General features: G+C 33.6%; 22 protein-coding genes. 8 read left to right on the top strand and 14 right to left on the bottom strand.

Features of this window, described 5'->3' with window-relative positions; translation table 11 throughout:
- Positions 1-30: 30 nt before the first annotated feature.
- From ACFFGA_RS08795 to ACFFGA_RS08785, 3 genes are all read right to left on the bottom strand, one after another.
- The gene (locus tag ACFFGA_RS08795) at positions 31-2,328 is read right to left on the bottom strand and encodes a TonB-dependent receptor domain-containing protein (RefSeq protein ID WP_386062645.1); all 2,298 of its coding nucleotides are present in this window, start codon (positions 2,326-2,328) and stop codon (positions 31-33) included.
- Entirely contained in the window at positions 2,321-3,217 is an 897-nt protein-coding gene (locus ACFFGA_RS08790) for a FecR family protein (RefSeq protein ID WP_386062643.1), read from the bottom strand. Before ACFFGA_RS08790 ends, ACFFGA_RS08795 begins: the two co-directional genes overlap by 8 nt.
- Positions 3,218-3,314: 97 nt before the next feature.
- Entirely contained in the window at positions 3,315-3,830 is a 516-nt protein-coding gene (locus ACFFGA_RS08785; RefSeq protein WP_386062640.1) for an RNA polymerase sigma factor, read from the bottom strand.
- Between the two features lie 101 nt (positions 3,831-3,931).
- On the opposite strand from ACFFGA_RS08785, the gene ACFFGA_RS08780 reads away from it, so the two are divergent.
- The 4 genes from ACFFGA_RS08780 (at position 3,932) to ACFFGA_RS08765 (ending at position 9,449) form a co-directional block, all read left to right on the top strand.
- Positions 3,932-6,202, top strand: a complete 2,271-nt coding sequence (locus tag ACFFGA_RS08780) for an FIDD domain-containing protein (RefSeq protein ID WP_386062638.1) — start codon at positions 3,932-3,934, stop codon at positions 6,200-6,202.
- Positions 6,203-6,387: 185 nt separating this feature from the next.
- Positions 6,388-7,719 (top strand): signal recognition particle protein, encoded by a 1,332-nt coding sequence (ffh, locus tag ACFFGA_RS08775; RefSeq protein ID WP_386062635.1) that lies wholly within the window; start codon positions 6,388-6,390, stop codon positions 7,717-7,719.
- Positions 7,720-7,833: 114 nt separating this feature from the next.
- The gene (locus ACFFGA_RS08770) at positions 7,834-8,718 is read left to right on the top strand and encodes a bifunctional 5,10-methylenetetrahydrofolate dehydrogenase/5,10-methenyltetrahydrofolate cyclohydrolase (RefSeq protein ID WP_386062633.1); all 885 of its coding nucleotides are present in this window, start codon (positions 7,834-7,836) and stop codon (positions 8,716-8,718) included.
- 8 nt (positions 8,719-8,726) lie between these two features.
- A complete protein-coding gene (locus ACFFGA_RS08765; RefSeq protein ID WP_386062630.1) occupies positions 8,727-9,449 on the top strand; it encodes a YwaF family protein in 723 nt (240 codons plus the stop codon).
- Here the strand turns inward: ACFFGA_RS08765 and ACFFGA_RS08760 are convergent.
- From ACFFGA_RS08760 to ACFFGA_RS08730, 7 genes are all read right to left on the bottom strand, one after another.
- Positions 9,442-9,864: a VOC family protein gene (locus ACFFGA_RS08760; RefSeq protein ID WP_386062628.1), complete on the bottom strand. Its 423-nt coding sequence runs from the start codon at positions 9,862-9,864 to the stop codon at positions 9,442-9,444. The two genes, ACFFGA_RS08765 and ACFFGA_RS08760, sit on opposite strands and share 8 nt — an antisense overlap.
- A 37-nt stretch (positions 9,865-9,901) precedes the next feature.
- Positions 9,902-10,621: a YybH family protein gene (locus ACFFGA_RS08755; protein WP_446697947.1), complete on the bottom strand. Its 720-nt coding sequence runs from the start codon at positions 10,619-10,621 to the stop codon at positions 9,902-9,904.
- A 300-nt stretch (positions 10,622-10,921) separates the two neighbouring features.
- Positions 10,922-11,689: a 23S rRNA pseudouridine(2604) synthase RluF gene (gene rluF / locus ACFFGA_RS08750; protein WP_386062623.1), complete on the bottom strand. Its 768-nt coding sequence runs from the start codon at positions 11,687-11,689 to the stop codon at positions 10,922-10,924.
- A 21-nt stretch (positions 11,690-11,710) separates the two neighbouring features.
- Positions 11,711-12,538, bottom strand: coding sequence for an alpha/beta hydrolase (locus ACFFGA_RS08745; protein WP_386062620.1), 828 nt, complete (start codon positions 12,536-12,538; stop codon positions 11,711-11,713).
- 1 nt (position 12,539) lies between these two features.
- Positions 12,540-12,905, bottom strand: a complete 366-nt coding sequence (locus ACFFGA_RS08740) for a cupin domain-containing protein (RefSeq protein WP_386062618.1) — start codon at positions 12,903-12,905, stop codon at positions 12,540-12,542.
- 27 nt (positions 12,906-12,932) lie between these two features.
- Positions 12,933-13,490: a hypothetical protein gene (locus ACFFGA_RS08735; protein WP_386062616.1), complete on the bottom strand. Its 558-nt coding sequence runs from the start codon at positions 13,488-13,490 to the stop codon at positions 12,933-12,935.
- A gap of 19 nt (positions 13,491-13,509) precedes the next feature.
- Positions 13,510-15,045 carry a helicase HerA-like domain-containing protein gene (locus ACFFGA_RS08730; RefSeq protein WP_386062613.1) on the bottom strand — a complete coding sequence of 512 codons (1,536 nt, stop codon included), beginning with the start codon at positions 15,043-15,045 and terminating at the stop codon, positions 13,510-13,512.
- 58 nt (positions 15,046-15,103) lie between these two features.
- Between ACFFGA_RS08730 and ACFFGA_RS08725 the strand changes: the two genes are divergently transcribed.
- The 3 genes from ACFFGA_RS08725 (at position 15,104) to asnB (ending at position 18,270) form a co-directional block, all read left to right on the top strand.
- Positions 15,104-15,550 (top strand): RidA family protein, encoded by a 447-nt coding sequence (locus tag ACFFGA_RS08725; RefSeq protein ID WP_386062610.1) that lies wholly within the window; start codon positions 15,104-15,106, stop codon positions 15,548-15,550.
- Between the two features lie 141 nt (positions 15,551-15,691).
- Positions 15,692-16,324, top strand: coding sequence for a 7-carboxy-7-deazaguanine synthase QueE (locus tag ACFFGA_RS08720; protein WP_386062607.1), 633 nt, complete (start codon positions 15,692-15,694; stop codon positions 16,322-16,324).
- A 281-nt stretch (positions 16,325-16,605) separates the two neighbouring features.
- A complete protein-coding gene (gene asnB / locus ACFFGA_RS08715) occupies positions 16,606-18,270 on the top strand; it encodes an asparagine synthase B (RefSeq protein ID WP_386062604.1) in 1,665 nt (554 codons plus the stop codon).
- Between the two features lie 63 nt (positions 18,271-18,333).
- On the opposite strand, the gene ACFFGA_RS08710 is transcribed toward asnB, so the two are convergent.
- From ACFFGA_RS08710 to ACFFGA_RS08695, 4 genes are read right to left on the bottom strand one after another with little or no spacing between them, the layout of a single operon-like run.
- Positions 18,334-18,966 carry a response regulator gene (locus ACFFGA_RS08710; RefSeq protein WP_386062601.1) on the bottom strand — a complete coding sequence of 211 codons (633 nt, stop codon included), beginning with the start codon at positions 18,964-18,966 and terminating at the stop codon, positions 18,334-18,336.
- The gene (locus tag ACFFGA_RS08705; RefSeq protein ID WP_386062598.1) at positions 18,959-20,992 is read right to left on the bottom strand and encodes a sensor histidine kinase; all 2,034 of its coding nucleotides are present in this window, start codon (positions 20,990-20,992) and stop codon (positions 18,959-18,961) included. The genes ACFFGA_RS08710 and ACFFGA_RS08705 overlap by 8 nt, the downstream gene beginning before the upstream one ends.
- A 46-nt stretch (positions 20,993-21,038) precedes the next feature.
- Entirely contained in the window at positions 21,039-22,013 is a 975-nt protein-coding gene (locus tag ACFFGA_RS08700) for a T9SS type A sorting domain-containing protein (protein WP_386062594.1), read from the bottom strand.
- A 10-nt stretch (positions 22,014-22,023) separates the two neighbouring features.
- Complete coding sequence (locus ACFFGA_RS08695; RefSeq protein ID WP_386062591.1) at positions 22,024-23,085, bottom strand: right-handed parallel beta-helix repeat-containing protein; 1,062 nt, start codon at positions 23,083-23,085, stop codon at positions 22,024-22,026.
- A 414-nt stretch (positions 23,086-23,499) separates the two neighbouring features.
- Between ACFFGA_RS08695 and gyrB the strand changes: the two genes are divergently transcribed.
- Positions 23,500-25,449, top strand: coding sequence for a DNA topoisomerase (ATP-hydrolyzing) subunit B (gene gyrB / locus ACFFGA_RS08690; protein ID WP_386062588.1), 1,950 nt, complete (start codon positions 23,500-23,502; stop codon positions 25,447-25,449).
- Positions 25,450-25,451: the final 2 nt, after the last annotated feature.

Genomic DNA, 25,451 nt, shown 5'->3' with positions numbered 1-25,451 from the left:
AACTTAAAGTTAAGAATTTCAAGTTCAAATTTAGAAGCTAACTCTAAAACTTAAGTTTGGTGTAAACTGTAAAGATTGATTGTCAATTTCAACAATATCGTTATCAGAGTTTAAAGTGTAATAACGATTAATGATATTTGTTTGGTTAAAAATATTCCATACAGAAGCACCTACTTCTGCTTTTATGTTTTTGGTGAATTTAAAATTATAAACTGCAGAGATATCTGTTCTAAAATAGTCCGCTAATCTAGAGCTGTTAGGTGAACTGTATTCAATAACAGAATTAGCATTGTTTTGAGTTTCAGAAGGTTTGGTGTATGGTCTTCCAGAATGCCAATTGATACCTAGGCCAATTTTAAAATCATGTAAATTGTAGGTAATTGAAGCATTTGCAACATGTCTTAAATCTAAACTATTCGGAAAAGGATCTTCATTATTTATGGTGTCAAACTTATAATCGTTTTTACTCAATGTATAACCCATCCAAGTGCTAAAATTGTTGAAGCGTTTATTGATAAGGAAATCGAGGCCAGTAACCGTATAAGAACCAATATCATTAACAAATTGAAATTGATTTTGAAACCCTTGACTACGCGCTGTAATGTCATCAACATTTTTGTAGTAACCTTCTAAGGAAACAAGTAAATTATTTTGATTATAACTAATGCCAAGCGATATCTGCTGACTTCGTATTAGTGGAACATTATCAGTGTTAGATAATTGCCAACGACGTTTTTCAATGCCAAAAAAGTCTTGCTGTAAATCTATTACTTGTGATATAGATTGGCTTTTCAATTCACCTAAAATCTCTAGTCTAAAGTAATCTGAAATTTTCTGATTAAAAGCAAAACGAGGTTCAATAACAAGTTCCTTGGGTTTTTCAAAATAACTAATTCTTGCTCCTAATCTAATGTATGTGTTTCTCGATTTTGAGTAGCGTTCAGTTTCTCCAAAAAAAGCATGTGTTCTGTTAATCTCTTTTACAAAACTGGTAAAATTTGGATTGGTAACATCTTCAAAATTTGTGACACCTACTTCGTTAAATTGGTAACCACCTCTAAGTTCTGTGTTATTGTCTATGGTTTTAGAAATGTCTAACCTAAGTCCATAATCTTCAACTTTATTTTCTTGCGTTAGTAGTTGCTGATTAGTGATGTCGTTATTCTGCGCATCCAAATCATAATTAGAATATGAGATTTGAGCCGAAGCAAATAAGCCATCTCTAAATAGTTTTGAATACGTGGCATTGGCTCCATAACTAACTTGGTTTAATGAGCTTTTGGCTTCTTGAAAGTTGTTGTCCGAATCTGTAAATACTTGATTATAATCTAGATTGTTGTAAATGTTTAAAAAATTAATGCGAAGTTTTGAAGTTTTATCAATATCATATAAAAACTTAAGGTTAAAATCATAAAACAAAAAACGTTCATTTAATGCCAGTAATGTGTTGATGTCGTTTGAAGCATTGAGCTCAGAATCCTTAAAAATTCTATCAAAATAAGCATCGTAAGTTGTTGAAGCTAAAACATCAGTAAAGGAACGTCTTGCCGAAAACTGTAACTCTGTTTTTTTACTCAATGGAATTTTTGCATAACCATCCACACTCAAGAGATTGGCGCCTATTCCCGAGCTGTATTTATCACTTATTTTGTTTGAGTTTTTAATGGAAATAGTACTAGAAACTCCATTGCCATATAAAGCACTTGTACCGTTTTTTGAAACTCTAATTTCATCAGATAAATAAGGATTAAATGCAGAGATGAGACCAAAAAAATGACCTGATTGATACATTCTTATGCCTTCAAACATAATGAGGTTTTGGTCATTAGTGCCACCTCTTACATTGATGTTGGAAATAAGCTCATCCACACTAATTACTCCTGGTAATTTTTGTACTATTTGCAATACATCGGGTTCTATTAAACCTGGTAGTATATCAAAAGCTTTGGTATCGACTTCTATAGCTCCGTTATTGGTTTTGGAGATTCCTTTAGTAAGATAATTGTTTACGACAACTTCTTCTAAACGCTCTATGGTATGATCTTTTGGAGTAATTGCTATAAACCTAGTGCTAAGTACAGTAAAGTAAAGCGGAGTTGTAAGTTTTAGTTGGTTTAGTGCTTGTTCTAGCGATAGTTCTGGGTATAGTGGAGGTATGGTTATGCCTTCAATAATTTTTGGTTCGTATGAAAACTTTACATTGTAACGTTTTTCTAACTGTGTAAGAATTTGAGCAAGTGGTTGTGGTTCCTCTTCCTGACTATACGCTAGACTGCAAGAGGTAATAATTAAAAAATATAAAACTACACGTTGTAATAGTTTATTCACGCTTTAATACAATAGACGTTCCAGACTTACTATAGCTTAAATTTAAAGGTATTGTAACAGACTGCAATGCTAAATCTAGATTTTTGTGCGTAAAAGTTCCTGTGAATAATCTGGAAGTGTCAACTTTATCCACGGATAAGCTTATATCATACTGATTTTCTAGTTCAGTTATAACATATAGTAATGGCACACTTTTAAAACTACTTTCACCACGCAACCAAGACGGTTGCGTAGCGATTTCTTTTTCAGTAGCAAATGGTTTCCCATCAATTATTCTAAAGCTTTCTCCTGGTCTAAGTTTTTGTGTTTTTTCATTATGAGTAACAGCAACTAAACCTTCGTAGCAAGTTACTTCAAAGTAGTTGTTGCGTTGTTTTACATTAAATTGTGTACCCAAAACGGTTACCGTTCCGTTGTCTGTAATTACATCAAATTTTTCTCCTTTAGCTACTTTAAAAAAGGCTTCACCTTTTAAAAACACGTTCCTATTGTCGTCCCAATCCCTTTTGTTGAATGTTACAATAGAATTGGCGTTTAGGTTTACGGTTGAAGCATCAGGTAACGCAATGTGAGTTTTTTGCGCAATTTGTGTATTGATTTCAGTATCTAAACCTGTAGTGTAATAATAGACACTAAAACAAATAGCTAATACAGCCGCTACTTTTAGTAAAGGCTTAAACCATTGGTTTGGCTTTTGTCTGTGAGTTTCTAGTTTAGATTTTAAATCGTTATAACGGTTATCAATAGAAAATTCAGGAGCTTTAAAAGATTTTAGAGCACTATTTAGTTGGATTAAATCATTATAATCCTCAAGCTGCTCAAAAGCCTTTTGCTCTTCAGTACTTAGGTCGTTATCCAACCATTTTTTTATGAGTTCTTCTCTATTCATAATTACATTTCAAGTATATAACAGTTAAGTTGAAAAAACTCCTACCCTTATTTAAATTCAAAATTCAAAAACTGAAAACTGAAACTGCGATTAAATACTACAACTCATCAATGTCTTCTCTTAACTTTTTTAACGCTCCATAAATTCGTTTTTCAACAGCCTTTGTAGAAATGTCTAAAATTGTAGCAATTTCTTTAAATCGTTTTCCTTCAACCCTATTCATTAAAAAAGCAACACGCTGTGCTTCGGTTAAATTAGCTAAAGCATTTTGTAATTTTTCATGATATTCTTTCTCTTGTATTACAAACTCTGGTGATTCGTTAGTGGAATGTTTTTGAGGTGTTTTTGTATATTTTAAAACCACTTTTTGATGTGCAACCTCATTAAGCATCATATTGTTGGCAGTTGTAAACAAAAAACTTTTTGCTTTGTTTGGTGATATTTTACCGCAGTTTTGCCAAAGTTTTATAAAAGCATCTTGTACCTTATCTTGTGGATTTAAATGCTCTCCAAATTTGTAATATAGAAAGTCATGAAGATTCTTTGAATGTTTTTTGTACAAACGTTCAAACAAATGTTCTTCGCAGATATTATCTTGTAATGGTTGGTTCATAATTTTATGGCTCACAAATTATAAATAAATTTTTTAAACTTTAGGTAGGAGAATTTAAACATTAACTGTTTTATAATAAATTGATTAAAGCTCCCAATGTTATGAAAACCAAAACCAACAAATTTTTTCTTTTAGCCTTTTTTGCGCTTTTATGCTTTACGTCTTGTCTAAATGAAGAGACGGAAGTCAACACTCCTAATGAACAAGAAACCATTGAGCCTACTTCTCAATTGGCAACATTAATGAGCATGACAACCGCTCATTTTGGTGGTATGGATGATATACTTGATGATTCTAGTTGTTTTTCAATAGAACTGCCAGTAACTATCATAGTTGGAGATATTACAATTATCATTGAAACTGAAGCAGATTTAGGACAACTTGAAGATTTGTTTGAACAGTTTGAGGATGATGACGATTTCTTGGATTTTGTATTTCCTATAACTTTAATTTTTAGTGATTATACTGAGGTGGTTATAGAAAATGAAGATCAACTCGAAAACTTTATAAATGAATGTGACGATGATGACCTTGACGATGTTATTGAGTGCGTAAATTTTGTATATCCTATTTCGTTTTCTGTATTTAATTCAGAATTTAATCTTATTGACACGGTTGTTATAGAAAATGACGAAGCACTTTACCAATTTCTAGACGATTTAGAAGACGATGACAGCGCGTTAATAGTTAGTTTAAACTATCCTGTAACTTTAGAATATACTAATGGAGATACGGTTGAGGTTAACTCTAATCAAGAATTGGCACAGGCTATTGAGGCTGCAGGTGATGATTGTGATGATGATGAATATGACTGCAACGAAGAGGATATTGCAGAACTTTTAGTGGCATGTCCTTGGGATATTGATGATGAAAACAACGATTTTGAAATCTATCAAATCATATTTAATGAGGATGGAAGCTTGGCAATTACAGAAGGAGAAACTACTTCCGCAATTGGTGGCAATTGGACGTTGACTTCAACCGACAATGGATTAATTTTACATCTATTCGACCTAACAGCTTTTCAAGGTGATTTAGGTGGCGAATGGTTAATTGTAGATTGTGATGATGACGAAATAGAGATTGTTCGTGGTGATTATGCCATTGAATTAGAACAAGATTGCGAAGACGATTTAGAATGTTTTATTTCAGATATTAATGAACTTTTAGGTGAATCATGTGCTTGGCGACTTGAAACTAACCTTATAGATTCTGTTGTTCCTATTTACGTTTACTTTACACCAAACGGACAAGTATTGGTGGATAATGGTAATGGAACTGAAAACCAAATCGGAACTTATGAATTGATGCTCGTTGCAGGTAATGTTTTTATAGAGCTTTCATTGCAGCAAGGCTTTAACGATTTGTCTGGTCAGTGGCAAGTTGTAGAATGTGATGATGATGACCTATATTTAGTTAATGGTGATAATTATATTGATTTAGAAGAAGAATGTGATTTATATGAAGGTGATGAGGTGTTTAACTGCTTTGGTGATTTTGAAATCGTAGAATGTCATCAACCAAATAATGTTCCTATATATAATTTAAGTACAAATACTGTTGGTTTAATAGATTGTCAGTACCCTTTTGCGGCTTCTTTTCATACCACAATAGCAGATGCAGAAAACAATACAAATGCTATTGTAGAAACCGAAGCTTATGGAACATTAGAATCTCAAGTCTATTTAAGAATAGAAGCTGCGAGTGGCAACTATCAAATATATACAGTGTATTTAAACACTGAAGAATGTGATTACTTTGGCTGTTTTGAGGATCGCGTAGTTGAAGTTTGTGATGAAGGTGTCTTTGATGGCTCGGCAGATTTTGATCTTAATGCTATCTACGACTGTCCTGAAGATAATGTAGAATGGTCATTTCACACGTCAATAGCCGATGCAGAGACATCCGTAAATCCTTTAATATCTCCATTTACAAATTATACGAATCCACAAACCATTTATGTAAGAGTACAGCTTGCAGGCAATCCAAGCGCTTTTGAGGTTTTTGAGGTAGAATTGATTGTGTCAGACTGTACCAATACAAGCGGTTGTGGTGAAGCAGATGTGGATGCCTTTTTAACAAGCTGTATATGGAATGCTGTAAACTACAATGGAAGTGATAATTTAATGGAGTGGAACTTTAGTTTTAATGCTAGTAATCAAATAGTAATTATTTATACAGATACTGATACTATTGATGCTACTTGGACAACATCACAGTCTAATGATGGTGTTATCGTAACGTTTACTAATGTTGCTGGTCCAAACATACAAGCAATATCAGGCGAATGGTTAGTTGTAGAATGTGAGGAAGATCGTTTAGAGTTGCACAGAGGTGATGATATTTTGGTTTTAGAAAGAACCTGTAATTAATACAAAGAACCGCTAAATAAGTTAGTAATTTTAGTAAGTTTAAGTTGATGAGGAGAGTTGCCAACCGCTGGGCAGCTCTTTTCTATTTTAAAATCTTCAACTATTTAGGGTTATATTTATAGATATCACATTCGTTTATCTCTTGTAAATTCTTAAATTTGCAACTTCTAAAAGAGATAAAGATTATGTTCAATAATTTAAGTGATAAGTTAGATAAAGCGTTACACGTACTAAAAGGTCATGGTAGTATTACAGAAGTAAATGTTGCCGAAACTTTAAAGGAAGTAAGACGTGCGCTTTTAGATGCCGATGTTAACTTTAAAATTGCTAAAGAGTTTACTAATAGAGTTAAGGAAAAAGCCTTAGGTCAAAACGTATTAACGACACTTCAGCCTGGTCAGTTAATGGTTAAAATCGTTAAGGACGAATTAACCGAACTTATGGGAGGTGATGCAGAAGGTATTAACCTTTCTGGTACTCCAAGTGTTATTTTAATGTCTGGTTTACAAGGTTCTGGTAAAACCACGTTTTCTGGTAAACTTGCCAATTATTTAAAAAATAAAAAGACTAAGAAACCTTTATTGGTAGCGTGTGATGTGTATCGTCCTGCTGCAATAGACCAATTACATGTTGTAGGAGACCAGATTGGTGTTGAGGTTTATAGCGATAAAGGAAACAGTGATCCGGTTGCCATTTCTCAAGCTGGTATTGCACACGCAAAAGCTAATGGACATAATGTTGTAATTATTGATACTGCTGGTCGTTTAGCTGTTGATGAAGAGATGATGAATGAAATCTCTAACATTCATAAAGCAATTCAGCCGCAAGAAACATTATTTGTTGTCGATTCTATGACAGGTCAGGATGCGGTAAATACAGCAAAGGCCTTTAATGATATTTTAAATTTTGATGGTGTTATCCTTACCAAATTAGATGGTGATACACGAGGTGGTGCAGCCATTTCAATTAAGTCTGTAGTCAATAAGCCAATTAAATTTATTGGTACAGGTGAGAAGATGGAGGCGATAGATGTTTTCTATCCATCGCGTATGGCAGATCGTATTCTTGGAATGGGTGATGTGGTTTCACTTGTTGAACGTGCTCAAGAGCAGTTTGATGAAGAGGAAGCACGTAAACTTCAAAAGAAGATTGCCAAAAACCAATTTGGATTTGATGATTTCTTAAAGCAGATTCAGCAAATCAAGAAAATGGGTAACATGAAGGATTTAATAGGCATGATACCTGGAGCTGGCAAAATGATGAAAGATATAGATATAGATGACGACGCTTTTAAAGGTATTGAAGCTATAATTCATTCTATGACTCCAGCAGAACGTTCTAATCCTTCAATAATTAATGCAAGTCGCAAAAAACGAATTGGTAAAGGTTCTGGTACTTCGGTACAAGAAGTAAACCAATTGTTGAAGCAATTTACCCAAATGAGCAAAATGATGAAGATGATGCAAGGTGGAGGCGGAAAGCGTATGATGCAGGCGATGAAGAATATGCCACGTTAAGTAGGTAAATCGTAAACAGTAAATAATCACTTCTAGCGTAAACAAGAAGTCTTAAAATAATTAGTTTAAATCAGCTTTGCGCCTTTGCGTCTCAGCGAGAAACCAAGAGTTAGAATGACAATACTAGACGGAAGAAAAGTAAGCAACGACATAAAAAATGAAATCAAAGCTGAAGTCGATAAGATGAAAGCTGATGGTGAAAAAGTACCACATTTAGCTGCTGTTATAGTTGGTAATGATGGAGCGAGTTTAACTTATGTTGGAAGCAAAGTTAGAGCTTGTGAGCGCGTAGGATTTGAATCGACTATGGTGCGTATGTCTAATACTACAAGTGAGATAGAAATGTTAGATAAAATAGAGGAATTAAATAACAATGATGATATCGATGGTTTCATCATTCAATTGCCATTGCCACCACAAATTAATACGCAAAAAGTATTAATGGCTGTTAATTCCGATAAAGATGTAGATGGTTTTCATCCTACAAACTTTGGGAAAATGGCCTTAGATATGTCAACGTTTATTCCAGCTACTCCATTTGGTATTTTAGAACTTCTAGATCGTTACGGAGTGGAAACAAAAGGAAAACATACTGTTGTGATTGGTCGTTCTCATATTGTTGGTCGCCCGATGAGTATTTTAATGGGACGTAAAGGTTTTCCGGGAAACTCAACGGTAACGCTAACACACAGTCATACTAAAAACATCAACCAGATTACATCTCAAGCAGATATTATTATTTCAGCACTTGGAGTGCCAGGATTCTTAAAAGCTGAAATGGTAAAAGACGACGTGGTTATTATAGATGTTGGAATTACGCGTGTTTCAGACGATTCTGAAAAAGGCTATTACATTACTGGTGATGTTGATTTTGAAAATGTAAGCAAAAAAGCAAGCTATATTACACCTGTTCCAGGTGGAGTAGGACCAATGACAATTGCTATGCTTTTAAAGAATACACTTTTAGCTAGAGAGCAACACAGAAAGCATAATAGATAATCTATATTATGTTTGTAAAATCACTTTCTATCGCATTAAACGCTGTAACGATAGGAAGTTTACAACATGTTTTGCCAATACTTTTAACTGTTGTTTTGACTGTCGTTTTTATCCGTTATTCTAATAAGCATTTTAACGCATCTCAAAAACAGAAAGCAATTCATTATTTTGCTTGTTTCGTGTCTCTTACCGTAATCAGTTTTCATGTATACAGAATGGGTTTTGATAACTATAATTTTAAAACTGATTTACCACTTTATCTCTGTAGTTTAATGGCATTGCTTATTCCTTTGTTTACATACTTTCGTAAATATTGGATGTTTGAGATTTTAGTATTTTGGATTATTGGTGGAACGCTTCAAGCTATCATTACACCAGATATTACACAAGGTTTTCCTAGCTTCGATTATTTTAGGTATTGGGTAGCACACTTAGGTTTACTAACCATTATATTCTACTTCATTTTTGTTTTTAAAATGAAACCAAAATTAAAAAGTGTTTTTAAATCTTTTTTGGCACTTCAGGTTTATGTAGTGCTTATGGTTGCAGTAAATTATTTGCTAGATGCTAATTATTTTTATTTGAATGAAAAGCCTAAGTCAGCATCGTTGTTGGATTATTTTGGAGAATGGCCTTATTATATTTTGGTAGGTCAGTTGATTATCATTCCACTGTTTCTCATTATATATTTACCTTTCAATATGTCTGCAAAAAGGAGTGAAATTACTTAGCAAACAATTGACTCATATCTTTAAAAGCTTTAAACTCTAAAGCATTTCCTGATGGATCTTTAAAGAACATAGTGGCTTGCTCGCCAACTTCTCCTTGAAACCTAATGTAAGGTTCTATAATAAATTCGATGCCTTTAGATTTTAATAATTCGGAAAAATCTTGAAATACATCCCACTCTAATACCACACCAAAATGAGGTACAGGTACAGCTTTGCCATCAACAGCGTTTGTGTGTGTGTCTTCTGCTGATTCCGGTTTGTAATGAATTACCAATTGATGACCAAAAAAGTTATAATCCACCCAATGATCACTACTTCTGCCTTCTTCAAGATTTAAAGTGTTAGTGTAAAAATTTCTGCACTCTGAAAGATTATGAACCGGAATTGCTAAATGGAAAGGAGATAATTTTGACATTTTTATGCTAATATAAAATTCTTAATAAAAATAAGAATTAGTCAGCAACGCTGTTCCAAATATCCAAATAGATTTTCCAATCACCATCGATTTTCTTCCAGATAATGACGTATTTTCCTTTCCAAGGTACTTCTTTTAGGTCTTTAGTTAGTGTTTTGCCTTCGTAATAGCCATAATCATAAGCTATATCATTTTCAATACGTATTTCACTAGGTGTAGCTTTATGGAGCACTATTTTTACACCTTCAGGAATAGTCCAATAAGATTTTAAATTTGTTTTACCAGACATTATTTTTCTGTTATTTGGGAGTATTTTCCCATCTTCTGTGTACATATTCACCAATGCATTTATGTCNATGTCGCCATCCATATAAGCTTTTGAAAATGCTAATGATTTTTTCTTTATAATTTCAGTATCAGAAAGGGTTTCAGTTTCTCTTTTACAATCAATTTTCCATGTTGGGTAAACGACCTTTTCAGTTTTGTCTGTCCATTCACCAATCCATTTGTAACCAGATGCATCAATATCATAAAAGGTAAGTCTAAAATAGCCATCGGTTCCATTTGGAGCTTTTTGATCACGATACAGAACAATATTTCCATTTTCCGTTTTGCTACCTTCCCAAGTTGGTAATTTGGTCGAAGGAGCTCCAGAAGCGTAATAATGCACATACCATTTGCTGCTATCTGCAATAAATTGGCGAATACTGCCAGAGTGTTTGCCATCGGCTTTAATAGTTTCGTCTTGTACGGCCATACCGTTCATTATGTATTTCCATTCCCATGTCATATCCACAGGATCAGCCCAAGTTTGGTCTTGGTTTCTTGATACGGATTTGCAGTTGCATTTACCAACTAAGGGTTGATAATCTTTAATTTGCTCTGGTGCCTCTGGATTTGGTAAGCCATAAGGGTTTGTATCTGATACGGAATACTCATTTTGCGAAAAACTAAAAAATGAGAATAATAGAAGAAGAGATAAAAGAGATTTCATATTGGGTTGATTTTCTTAAAATTAAAAATCAATATCTCAATATGCCTATTAATTATGATTTAATTAACGTCTGTTTTTTCTTGAAGTGACTTGTTTAGGATTGAAAGTTTTAACAGAATCGCTAATGAGTTCGCTTAACGTTTTAAACTCTTCTTTGGTGAGTTCGCGATACTTTCCAAGAGGCATATCAAGCTTAATATTCATAATGCGAATACGTTTTAAGGTCTGAACTTCGTAGTTGAGATATTCGCACATTCTTCGAATTTGCCTGTTTAAACCTTGAGTTAAGATTATGCTGAACGTAAACTTGTCGATCTTTTTAACTTCACATTTTTTAGTACGTTTTCCTAATTCTTCAATATAAATTCCACCAGCCATACGCTCAATAAAGGTCTGTGAAATAGGTTTGTCCACTGTAACGACATATTCTTTTTCGTGATTGTTACTCGCTCTAAGAATTTTATTAACGATATCACCATCATCAGTTAGGAGAATTAAGCCTTCACTTGGTTTGTCTAATCTACCGATTGGGAAAATACGTTTAGGGTAATTAATGTAATCTATAATATTATCCTTTTCTACTCTTGTATCTGTAGTGCAAACAATACCTACAGGTTTATTGAATGCGAGATAAACGAAATCTTGTTTGCGCTCACCAATAATTTCTCCATCTACCTTAACCACATCGTCAGGTGCTACTTTTGTGCCCATTTCTGGTACTACATCGTTAATGGTTACACGACCAGCATCAATTAACCGATCGGCTTCGCGACGTGAGCAGTAACCAGCTTCGCTGAGGTATTTGTTAAGACGTGTTAGGTTTTCTGACATACTGCAAAAGTACGACAAAGATTACTGATTTATAAACTCAATAATCTTTGGTGTTAAAGATTCATCCTTTAATCCATGCCCAAAACCAGTTGTGCTAATTAATTCAGAATTTTTAAAACGATTGGCAAAGAGTTGTCCATCTTCATAAGGAATAATTCTATCATTAGTGTCATGTATAATTAAACCTTTGGCATCTATCGATTCAGAGAAATTTGCAGCAGAATAATAATCTATAGGTTTTCCATAACGTTCCACAACTAAATTGTTCATGCCGTTAGTAATCCGTCTGTTATAGCCCATCATAGTTTTATACCTCTCAAAAACACCTGTAAAGTGTGCTGGTGCTCCCAATAAAACCATCTTTTTTACAGATGGTAATTGGTAGCTATGCATACAAAAAATGCTAGCCATGCCACCAACAGAATGCCCAATGAGGACCTCTGGTTTAAACTTTTTTGCAACTACATTTATAAATTCTGAATACAGTAAGGCATTAAATTGTTTGCCGCCAGATCTTCCGTGCGCTGGTGCATCTAACGCAATGATATTATAGTTTTGTGCTTTTAAGTCTTTAAGGATATATTCCCAACGCGAAGCATTACTTTCCCAGCCATGGGCTAACAATACGGTTTTATTTTTTCCGACCCATCTATAGGTTGCGATATCTAAACTATCATATTGTAATTCTTCAAAATAAGATGAATTAATTACTTGCCTTTGCACTTCAGTATAGCGTCCTTTTCGTGGTGAAGCAAATAGCTTAATAGCTTTTTTTGCTGCAAATTTTGAAGAAACTAAACTCGTTGCATTTAGTGCGTTGCCTATAGATTTTATTACAAAGCTACTCATACTATTTATGTTCTCTGTTTACGCTATCTATTGAAAATGCTGGTAAGCAGATAGCGATGTATTCACAAGGTTCTGTAAATGGGTTAGAGTATTGCAATCTTGTATTTTTGTTAACTTTTATGGATTGTCCAGCTTCTAAAACAATGGTTTCGCCATCAATTATAAACTGCTTTTTTCCTTTTATGATAAAAGTGTATTCATCAAACTCAGGTGTTTGAAAAGGTTCGCTCCAACCAGGTGGTGCTACCATGTGAGCTATGCTTATATCAGAATTACCATCAGAAGCATTGCCAAAATGTTCTTTTATAATTTTGCCATCGTCTGTAGGGACAACAAATGGTGATGTTTGGATTGTATACTTTTTCATACTAATTACTGAATACTACCAACTGATTTACCAATGTATCATAAAGAATTTAATCTTTGCTTTTTCAGGAATTTGAATAGGATCTATTGTGGCATCCATATCAAATCGTAAACTGGCAGGCAATTCCTTTTTATCAATTGTAAACGTTGCATTAATTTCATTTACTGAAACTACAACAGAGTTTATGAGATTATCAACTTTTGAAACTTTATATGCTTCTTTTATATCTTTAAAAGTACTTAGTGTTGAAATGTTCTTTTTCGTTTTGTAACGGTCGTCTATAATACGAACACTCGAGATTAAAGAGGTAGAATCTAAAGCTTCTCTTGGTGAAAGGTCTAAAAGTTTTTTTCCTCCTTTTTCAAAAACTTCTATAGTGTTTACAGAGCCTGCAAATTCATCACCAGCAATATATCTTACTACAGAGTCATTAGCAAAAATAGAATCGAGTTCTTTTACTTTGGTAGAATCAGTTAATAACCCAATATTGGTTTTAGAGATTAAAAAAGGATTTATTTTTTTCTCTTTTGCGCAACTCGTTATCAATAGCGCACCTATTAAGGCTGTGTATAAAATGTTTTTCATGTTAGATTTAGGTTTTAAATTATTTAAGCATTTTGGTTAAAATACCTAAAACACTTCGTATTACAGTTGGGCTTGATAATACTTTAACAATTGGATTTTGTCTCGTGCTTTTTCTACTTGAACTAGCACGTTTTTTGCTTTCGGCACGTTTTAGTGCTTCTTGCTCTTCTTTAGCCTTTTGTTTGGCTTCTTCTGCTTCAGCCTGCTCTATTTTTTCATTGAGCATTTCATAGGCACTTTCTCTATCAATTTCTTCGTTATATTTTCTGGCAAGTTTAGATTGTGCAAGCAAATTTCCTAGTTCAGCTTCGGTTAAAATATCCATTCTACTCATTGGTGCGCGCATCATAGTTGCTGCTAGTGGAGTAGGTTTTCCTTTTTCGTCTAAAGCAGATACTAAGGCTTCACCAATACCTAATGAAGTTAAAACCTCAGCAGTGTCATAATATTTAGTGTCAGGATAATTTTGTGCTGTTAATTTTATCGCTTTTCTGTCTTTTGCCGTAAATGCACGTAAAGCGTGCTGAACTTTTAAACCTAACTGACCTAAAACCGCTTCGGGAACATCAGTAGGGTTTTGCGTTACAAAATATAGGCCAACACCTTTACTACGTATCAATTTTACAATACTCTCAATCTGATTTAATAAAGCATCAGAAGCCTCATTAAAAATTAAATGAGCTTCATCAATAAACATAATAAGTTCTGGTCGTCCACTATCTCCTTGCTCTGGAAAGGTTGAGTAGATTTCAGCCAATAAGCTTAACATAAAAGTTGAAAACAACTTTGGTTTGTCTTGAATATCTGTTAATCTAATAATGTTTATATAACCACGACCGTTTTCATCTACTCTCAACAAATCCTGAGTGTCAAAAGAGGTTTCGCCAAAAAAGATGTCTCCGCCTTGTTGTTCTAATTCAACCAATTTTCTGAGAATAGCTCCCGTTGAAGCTGTTGAAATTCTACCATAGGCTTCTTCAAATTCCTTTTTTCCTTCGCTCGTAGCATACTGAAGAATTTTCTTAAAGTCTTTTATATCTAATAGAGGCAGTTTGTTGTCGTCACAGTATTTAAAAATCACAGAAATAATTCCGGCTTGGGTTTCTGTAACATCTAATATTCTTGAAATTAATACAGGTCCAAATTCACTAATTGTAGCTCTTAAACGCACACCATCTTGCTCAGATAAAGTCATCACTTCTACAGGAAATGATTTAGGTTCAAAAGGCAATCCAATTTTCTCGTGACGCTCGTCAATTTTTGCATGACCAGGACTTGGTTTTGCCAATCCGCTTAAATCTCCTTTTATATCCATAAGCAAAACAGGCACACCTTTTTCTGAAAGATTTTCTGCCAAAACCTGTAAAGTTTTAGTCTTTCCCGTACCAGTTGCACCAGCAATTAAGCCATGACGATTCATGGTTTTTAACGGTACATTTACATAAGCATTTTTAATTGTTTCTCCATTAAGCATTGCAGAGCCTAGAGTGATATATTCGCCTTTAAAGGTATTGCCTTGAGCAATGTCTTCGAAGAAAGTGTCAGAATTCGCCATTAGTCATAAATTTTGCATAAAAATAATGTAATTTTAATCAAGTTTAAAACCAATTGGAATGAAGTCAAAATTTTTAATTTGTATAGCATTGATTTTAGTGAGTTTTCAATCTTGTGAAGACGAAAATTCTGAAATCACTTTTCATAAATCTCATATAGCAAGTAGAGCAAATGTGCCATTCAGTGATGCTGTTGAGACAGAGGACTTATTGTTTTTGACAGGTCAGATTGGTCAGGATTTTCAAAAAGGAGGATTAGTTGAAGGAGGTGTAAAAGCAGAAACTAAACAAGCTATTGAAAATATTGAAGCTGTTTTAAAACACCATAATTTGACTTTAGATAATGTTGTAAAATGCACCGTAATATTGAAGGATATTAATGATTTTCAGGAATTTAATTCGGTTTATACAACTTACTTTACAAAGAAACCAGCACGTACAACCTTTGCTGCATCAGGTTTGGCTGTTGGTGCAAGTATTGAAATTGATGTTATTGCCGCTAAATAGTTTTTTTCGCAAAGGCGCAAGGTCGCGAAGTTTTGATTTTATGAATAATCTTCACACTTCGCTTTGCGCCTTTGCGCCTTTACGAGAAAACTTCAGGCTTCATTCTTCAAACTTCCAACGAAACAACTATCTTTGCCAACTATGACAAGAAGAGAAAAACAAGCACTTATAGACAAAGGTCACTTATTACCATTAATGGAAGAATTTTATACCATTCAAGGTGAAGGATTTCATAAAGGTACAGCTGCATATTTCGTAAGAATTGGTGGTTGCGATGTAGGTTGTCATTGGTGCGATGTAAAGGAAAGTTGGTTGCCAGAGTTACATCCAGCAACTGAGACCTCAAAAATTGTTGAGAATGCTGTAAAGTATAGTGATATCATTGTGGTTACAGGTGGTGAACCCTTAACTTGGGATATGGGACCTTTAACAGAACAGTTGAAGGCTAAAGGTGTGCAAACACATATAGAAACTTCTGGTGCTTATAAACTTACTGGTCAATGGGATTGGATTTGTCTCTCTCCAAAAAAGATGAAATTACCTACTGATGAAATCTATGAAAAAGCACACGAATTAAAATGTATTGTCTACAATAAAGATGATTTTAAATTTGCCGAAGAGCAAGCTGCTAAGGTCAATAAGGATTGTATTTTATATCTACAACCAGAGTGGAGTAAACGCGATAAGATGATGCCACAGATAGTGGATTATGTCATGGCAAATCCTAAATGGAAAGTGTCATTACAGACGCATAAGTACTTAAACATACCGTAGGTTAGTTGTCAGTATCTAGTATGCAGTAATCAGTATTCAGTAGTTGTATATGCTATGTTTTAAGTAATTTGTTAATAGTTTTTCTACTACCAATTAATTTCCTAATTTCAATTTTTAACCAAAACCTCATTTTACCCTTCGGTTTTCTTTCATATTATACTAAATGGGTTTGTAAATATTTCAATTTATAATCATTTACTTATTTTATGTTTTCAATATGAAACATTAGTATCATATTTGCTTTATAATTAATAAATAATAGAAACAAAAAATATAAAGTTATGTGCGGAATAGTATGTGCGTTCGATATAAAGCAAGAGGCAGACGAATTAAGACCACAAGTATTAGAAATGGCGAAAACCATACGTCATCGTGGACCAGATTGGAGTGGAATTTACAGTGATGACAAAGTAATCATGGCGCATGAGCGTTTGGCAATTGTGGATCCAGCTTCTGGAAAGCAACCGTTATTGAGTCCTGATAAAAGGTTAATTCTTGCAGCAAACGGAGAAATATACAACCATAGAGCATTGCGCAAACAGTTTGAAGGTAAATACGATTTTCAAACACAAAGCGATTGTGAAGTTATTTTAGCTTTATATCAAGAAAAAGGTGTTGACTTTGTAGATGAGATGAATGGTATTTTTGGATTTGCAATTTACGATGTTGAAAAAGATGAGTATTTCATATCTAGAGATCACATGGGTATTGTTCCACTATATATTGGTTGGGATAAAAACGGAACATTCTATGTGGCTTCAGAGTTAAAAGCTTTAGAAGGAATTTGTACTAAGATAGAATTATTTCCTCCTGGACATTATATGTCTAGTAAAGATGGAAAATTTGTAAAATGGTACAAACGCGATTGGATGGAGTATGAGGCTGTTAAAGAAAACGAGACTAGTATTGCAGAAGTAAAACAAGCATTAGAAGATGCTGTACACAGACAATTAATGAGTGATGTACCTTATGGTGTTTTATTATCTGGTGGGTTAGATTCTTCGGTGACTTCTGCTATAGCTAAAAAATATTCGCAACGTCGTATTGAAGCTGATGATAAAGAGCAAGCATGGTGGCCACAATTGCATTCCTTTTCTGTAGGTTTGGAAGGTTCGCCAGATTTAGCAGCAGCGCAAAAAGTTGCCGATCATATTGGTACTATTCACCATGAGATTAAGTTTACCATTCAAGAAGGTTTGGATGCTATTAAGGATGTAATATATAACATCGAAACATACGATATTACAACCATACGTTCTTCTACACCTATGTATTTAATGGCTAGGGTAATTAAGTCTATGGGCATTAAAATGGTATTGTCTGGTGAAGGTGCAGACGAGATTTTTGGTGGCTATTTATATTTCCATAAAGCACCAAATGCACAGGAATTTCATGAAGAAACTGTTCGTAAACTAGATAAGTTGCACATGTACGATTGCCTTAGAGCGAACAAAAGCTTAATGGCTTGGGGAATTGAAGGTCGTGTACCATTTTTAGATAAAGAATTTATGGATGTGGCAATGCGCATCAACCCAAAGGATAAAATGATTAATGGTGAGCGTATGGAAAAATGGGTCATTAGAAAAGCCTTTGAAGATATGTTGCCAGAAAGTGTAGCTTGGAGACAAAAAGAACAATTTAGTGATGGTGTTGGCTACAGCTGGATAGACACATTAAAAGAAATTGTGGAAAAGGAGGTAACAGATGAACAATTGGCAAACGCTAAATTTAGATTCCCAATTCAAACTCCTCAAAACAAAGAAGAGTATTATTACAGATCTATTTTTGAAGAGCATTTCCCGAGTGATGCAGCAGCTTTAAGTGTGCCGCAAGAAGCAAGTGTTGCCTGTAGTACAGCAACCGCTTTAGAATGGGATGAAGCATTTAAAAACATGAACGAGCCATCAGGTAGAGCTATTGCTAATGTGCATGATAAAGCGTACTAAATATATTATATAGCAAGCTGTTTCTTCATTGGAACAGCTTGTTTTTTTTAGGATGTTCGGTTCCTATTTTAATAGCCCTTTTTCAATAGCCACTTTTACGAGTCCTGCGACGTTTTTAACATCTAGTTTTTGAAATAAATTACTACGATGCGCTTCTACAGCTTTTGGTGTAATGAATAATTTTTCTGCAATCTCTTTTGTAGTTTTTTGGTTGGTAATTGCAATTAACACTTCTTTTTCTCTTCGGGTTAATTTTGGAATAAATGAAGAAGAAGTTGCTCCAAAATTTTCATTTAATAATTGAGTTTTTAAAGTTTCAGGAATGTATCTTTCTCCATTGTAAACATTTATAATGGCCTTAATTAATTCTTCTTTTGTTGTATTTTTTAGTAAATATCCCTTAGCACCATTACGCATCATATTCTTTACAAAACTGGTGTCACTATAATTAGATAGGCCAATGACAGAAATATCAGGATACTTTTTGTTAATGGTTTTACAGATATCAATACCATTAGCATCAGGAAGATTAATATCTAGTAATAATACGTCTGGCGTTTCTTTTTTTAGATAGTCCATAAGCGCAGTGCTACTACTAAAAGTTTTCGTTATTATAATGTCTGGTTGCCCTTTTAAAAGTGATTCTAGACCTTCTAGTATCATTATATGGTCGTCTAATATTGCAATTTTAATCATTTGGTAATTTTTCTAAATCTATACTAATCGTAACTGATGTACCATCTGTCCCAGAGTTGATGTCTAAGCTGGCATTTAAGTACGCAGTGCGATGTGCTATATTTTTGAGCCCAATACCACCATGGTTTGTAGTAGTGCTAAAGCCTATGCCGTTATCTTCTATGGTTATATCTATCGTTTTTTTATGATGGTTAATTTGAACTATAGCCTCAGTAGCCTGTGCATGTTTAATAATATTGTTGATTAATTCCTGAACAATTCTGTAAATTACAATTTCAATATTTTTTTTGAAGTTAAATTGATCTCCATAGTATTGAAATTTAATATCAATATCATGCGCATTATTTATTTTTAAACAGTATTGCTGTATGGCTTCTTTTAAGTTGAAGGAATTCAAAGAAGGAGGAATTAAATTATGTGATATCTGACGAATTTGTTCAACAGTTTGATCTAAAAGATTGATTGATGCCTTGTATTCTTTTAAATCAGCATTACTAAATTTAGAATAATCCAAAGCAGTCATTTTATATTTTAGAACAGAAAGATCACCATTTATGCCATCATGAAGTTCTTGTGCTAAACGCGAGCGCTCTTTTTCTTCTCCCTCAATAAGGGCTTCTAATCGTGTTAGATTTTGTTGTGCTTCTAATGTTGCAATCTGCTTGTTCTTAATATTTTGTCGTTGCCTATAAACTATAAAAAAACTTAAAAGAATTAATAAAAGAACAAAAATTGCAATGCCACCAAAAATATTCTGATCCCTACTTTTTTGTAGTGCCAATTGTTGTGCTAAAATTTCATTGTCTTTCTTTTCAACTTGATATTTTTTTTCAAGATCATAGACCATATAAGTCCGTTGCATTGTATTGATTTGAGAATTTAAATTTTGAAATTCATTTTGAGCTGCAATACTTTTTTTTGATTCATTTTGAGCGCTCCAGATATCCGCAGATAATTTGTAAAATGTACTCTTTGAATTTAAGCTACTAATTTCTGGTGTGAGATTATCAAGTTTTGCAATTATTGGGTTGGCTTTCTTCCAATTATTCTCATGTCCATATTGTTTCAGGCTCATTAACAATACATCATATTGGGTTTGGTTAGATAAGCCTTCAAAATCAATAGCATTTATGATATCTTTAGATTGCGTTTTGCGCTGTGTTTTCCAATAAATTCCTGCTAAAGCCAATCTAGCTTTAGTGAAGAATTCGACAGAATTTTTACCTTTAAGTAATTTTAAAGCCTTTTCAGCTTCTGTTTCAGCTTCAGTAAATTTTTTTAAACCTATTAATATATTGCTTTTAGCGATATGATTTTTACTCGCTAGAATCCTGAATTTATCTTCATTTCCCAAAGTCTGCTCTATGGCCTTATCTATATAAAGTAATGCCTTGCTGTAATCTGATACTTTGTAAAATACAGCTGATAATTGTAAATAGGCATTACCAAGTTCATAGTTGTTATCATCATCTATAAGATCAATACGTTTGTAGATGTAGTGAATTGTAGAATCGATTTGTCCAGAACTTAAAAACGAAGTCTCTTTAATATTGTAAAAATATTTAAGACTTCGTTTTTCAAGAGTGTCAGAAATAAAGGGTTGTAATTGGTTTAGTACTAAGAAACTAGAATCGAGTTTACCTTCCTTTCTAAGTAAACTAGCATATGCAGACTGTTGTTCTGTCCACCTACTATACATTCTAAGTTTTTTAAATATAGGGATGATTTTTTTTAAATACCTTTTGGCATTCGGAATATCTTCCTTGAACTTATATATTTCGGTTTTAGCACTATAACCATAGCTAACAAATAAAATATCATCATGCAATCTGCCGTAATGTTCAATACTATCGGCAATGAGTAAAGCTTTATTAAAATCTAGCTGGTTTAATGCATTTTGTAAGTTTTCACTTAAACTATGTTGTTTTTTAGATTTAAAATTGCCTTGTTCATGTTGTGAATATCCAATAATAGATTGAAATATTAAAGCCAATACAAAGTAATATGGAAGGAGGTTTTTCCGCATAGTCTTAGCTTTCAAAGCACAATTAGAATTCCCTTAAAATTAAGACTTATTTCTTAATTATTTTTTTTGATATACTGCCTTCGGTGGTGGTAATCTGTAAAAGATAGGTTCCGGCTTCTAAATCTACCATAGAGATATAACTTGAAACTTCTGAAAATTCAGAAATAACTTTTCCAGTCAAATCAATTAAAGTTATTTTATCAATACTTGTATCTCCTAAAGAGAAATACAATTTATCTGACACTGGATTTGGATAAATTGACATGTTTTCAAAAGTAAAATCAGTACTGCCTAACGTACTTTCAAATTCAGGTCTGGCATATAAGCTCCATTTGCCATTACTGTTTAAAACTCTGATATGCAAAAAATGGTCTCCTTCTACCAAATCATTTGGAATTTCAATACTCAATGTTTCGTTTATGGTTGGTCCTTGGGTAATGTCTATTGAAGTTGCATTGCCAACACCTGGATCAACATCAATAAAAAATTCTGCAGCAATAATGTCATTAGTACTAAATTCTTCAACTATATAAATGAGTTTTCTAGCATAAAGACTCCAAGTGTCATTATTGTTCTTTACCCTAAAATGAAGCCAATGAAACCCTTGTGATATGGTATTTGATGAAATATTAAAAGTCTCGTTTAGACTATTTTCGTTAGCAACAGATATTCCATTAGCATTCTCTACACCAGGATCGGTATCAATAAAATATTCAATACCATTTATGGTTTTTGTATTTAGTTGGTTTACGGACCTAATAAGAAATGTTTTTCGCGCATACATACTCCATTGGTCCAAATTATCTTTTACACGAACATGTAGTTGGTGTGTGCCTTCTGTTAACGCTATAGTGCTAACATTGAAGTTGCTTAGTAATGAGGTTTCGTTTGAAATTGTTATAGGAGTGGCATTTCCCACACCAGGATCATTATCAATAAAATACTCAGCAGCTGTGACAGTCTCTTGTGCTGAAAGTGTATTGAGTAAAAGTAAAAAAAGGCTTAAGAATGTAGTTTTCATAATAATTCTTTTAGTTTCCTTCTGCGGTTAATTCTACTTGCATTGTAGCTCCAGCCTGAATGATGGGATTAGCAATATTAATAGATGTTGGATATGGTAAATCAAAAGGATAGCCTCTCATTATAAAATTAAAAGATGCACCAAAAATCCCTAGGTCTGTGCCGTCTTCTCCAGCATTTTGTGCTGGCGAACCTACTGATATAGCATAATCTTTGTCATAAGAAAATAGAGGGTCTTCAGGAGTGCCAAGGTCTTCTAATTGCGGATTTACATTATCCAAATTGTTGATGCCATTGAGTGTGTCAATAGTTTGTCCGCCATAACTAAAAGTTAAACAATTTTGAAAATATACGGTACTGTTTTCTAATATGACTGATGTTGGTGAATTGGCATCATCAGCAAATAAGAATAAACAGTTTTTAACTACAGGTAAATTGCTATTTCTAAATATGTTACTGGTATCCTTAATTAATACGACGTTATTAGAAAATATATTGGTATCATTCATACCATTAATCAAATTAACTGATGATGAAACATTAGTCCAGTTAAAAATATTATTGGTAATTATATTGCCTGATTGGATTGGTCCAAAGCGAATTTCACTATTGTCTATAATATTGCCATTTACAAGTGTGTTAACTGAATTTATGAGGTCTAACCTTATGGTTATATAGCAATTAGAGATTTGTAGGTCTGAAATAGTGTTAGCAGCACTAACGCTAATGGTTGCGGTTTCAATACCTGAAATTGTGGAATCAGAACCAGAAGTTCCTGCAACAGAATCGATATCTAGTGAAATATTTGATAATTTGGCATGTTCGCCTCCGTTTAATTCAGGATTATGTCCCAATCCACGAATATGTAGTGTTTTTCGAATGCTTATATTTCCGTAATTGGTTTCTGAAGGATGTATATAAATATAATCACCCTCAGCTGCCGCATCAATCGCATCTTGCACATTATTAAATAAAGCTGTGGTACCTATTCGGTTATCGACCGTATGGACTTCTTGTGCAATAGATATTATTGGTAATAAAAATAGAACGAGATAAAGTAATTTAGTTTTCATGACATTATGTGTATTGGTTATGAACCAAAATTATAACCAATATGTCATTTGTTTAATAGTGAAATACATAGAATACAAAACTTAGGGTTTTACCTATGTTTGAAGTTTTAGGCACTTAAAAAATGAAATTTCAGACATAAATTAACTTCAAAATTTCAATTCTAAGCTACTTTGATAAATCTCAGTTCACAGAGAAGTGCAAAATTCATCAAAATCAAATTTAAGCTACTTTTTAGCCGTTTTAAGACGTTTTTGCATAATTAACAATTGTTGATAATTATCGGTTTCAATCGACAAAAAGCTTTTAAAAGGCATCATTATTTCGTATATTTGTTTGTATTCAAAAGGATGCTCTAAGGCATCTTTTTTTTGCGTAATATATAATTAGAAAATACATTATAAATCATATTCATAATGAGCGAAAAGAAAGAAGAATTTAACAAGCATAATTATTCGGCAGATAGTATTCAGGCTTTAGAAGGTATGGAGCATGTGCGTATGCGTCCTTCCATGTATATTGGAGATGTTGGTACACGTGGTTTGCACCATTTAGTATATGAGGTTGTAGATAACTCTATCGATGAGGCCTTAGCAGGACATTGTAACAATATCACTGTAATTATTAATGAAGACAATTCCATTACTACAGAAGATGATGGTCGTGGTATTCCAGTAGATATACACAAAAAAGAAGGTGTTTCTGCGCTTGAAGTTGTAATGACAAAAATTGGTGCTGGTGGTAAGTTCGATAAAGATTCTTATAAAGTTTCTGGTGGATTGCACGGTGTTGGTGTAAGTTGTGTTAACGCGCTGTCGGAGCACTTAAAAGCAACAGTTTTTAGAGACGGTAAAATTTATGAGCAAGAGTATGAGCGTGGAAAAACCATGTATCCTGTAAAAACAGTTGGAGATACCGACAAAAGAGGTACAACAGTTACTTTTAAACCAGACCCAACCATATTTACACAAACCTTAGAATATAGTTACGATACGCTTGCAAGTCGTTTACGTGAATTGGCTTACCTTAACAAAGGAATTACAATTCACTTAGTTGATAAGCGTACCAAAAAGGATGATGGTGAATTTGAGGGTGAAACATTTCATTCTGAAGAAGGTCTTAAAGAGTTTATCAAGTTTTTAGACGGAAATAGAGAGCCTTTAATGCAAGATGTTATTGCTTTTGAAGGTGAAAAGAATGGTGTGCCAGTTGAGGTAGCTATGGTTTACAATACTTCGTATGCAGAAAATTTACACTCTTATGTAAATAACATTAACACACACGAAGGAGGAACGCATTTATCTGGATTTAGACGTGGTTTAACTCATACACTTAAAAAGTATGCAGATGAATCTGGTATGCTAGATAAATTGAAATTTGATATTGCTGGTGATGATTTCCGTGAAGGTTTAACAGCAATCGTTTCTGTAAAAGTACAAGAGCCACAATTTGAAGGGCAAACAAAAACTAAGTTAGGTAACAGGGAAGTTTCTGCATCTGTAAGTCAGGCAGTATCTGAAATGCTAACGGATTATTTAGAAGAGCATCCAGACGATGCTAAAACTATTGTGCAAAAAGTAATTTTAGCAGCACAAGCACGTCATGCAGCACAGAAAGCTCGTGAAATGGTGCAACGTAAAACTGTAATGAGTATTGGAGGTTTACCTGGTAAACTATCGGATTGCTCAGAGCAAGATCCTGCAAAATGCGAAGTATTCCTTGTAGAGGGTGATTCTGCAGGTGGAACTGCAAAACAAGGTCGTGATAGAGCGTTTCAAGCTATTTTACCATTGAGAGGTAAGATTCTTAATGTGGAAAAAGCAATGACGCACAAGGTTTTTGAAAACGAAGAAATCAAGAACATCTTTACAGCACTTGGTGTTACCATTGGTACAGAAGAAGATAGTAAAGCTTTAAACTTATCAAAACTAAGATATCATAAAGTAGTGATTATGTGTGATGCCGATATTGATGGTAGCCACATTGCAACACTAATATTAACATTCTTCTTTAGATATATGAAAGAGCTGGTAGAGAATGGACATATCTATATTGCTACACCTCCTTTATATTTAGTGAAGAAAGGTGCTAAAAAGCAATATGCTTGGTCTGATAAAGAGCGTGATGAAATTATGGCAGAATTTGGTGAGAATGCAAAAATTCAACGTTATAAGGGTCTTGGTGAAATGAATGCAGAGCAACTATGGGACACAACAATGAATCCTGAGTTTAGAACGCTACGTTTGGTGCAAATTGACAATGGAGTAGAAGCAGATCGTGTATTCTCTATGTTAATGGGAGATGAAGTACCGCCTCGTAGAGAGTTTATTGAGAAAAATGCTATTTATGCTAATATTGATGCGTAATG

It is taken from the genome of Winogradskyella pulchriflava, assembly GCF_042434315.1.
Lineage (GTDB): Bacteria > Bacteroidota > Bacteroidia > Flavobacteriales > Flavobacteriaceae > Winogradskyella > Winogradskyella pulchriflava.
The sequence above is the reverse complement of the archived record's forward strand: the minus strand, read 5'-3'. Positions and strand labels throughout refer to the sequence as shown.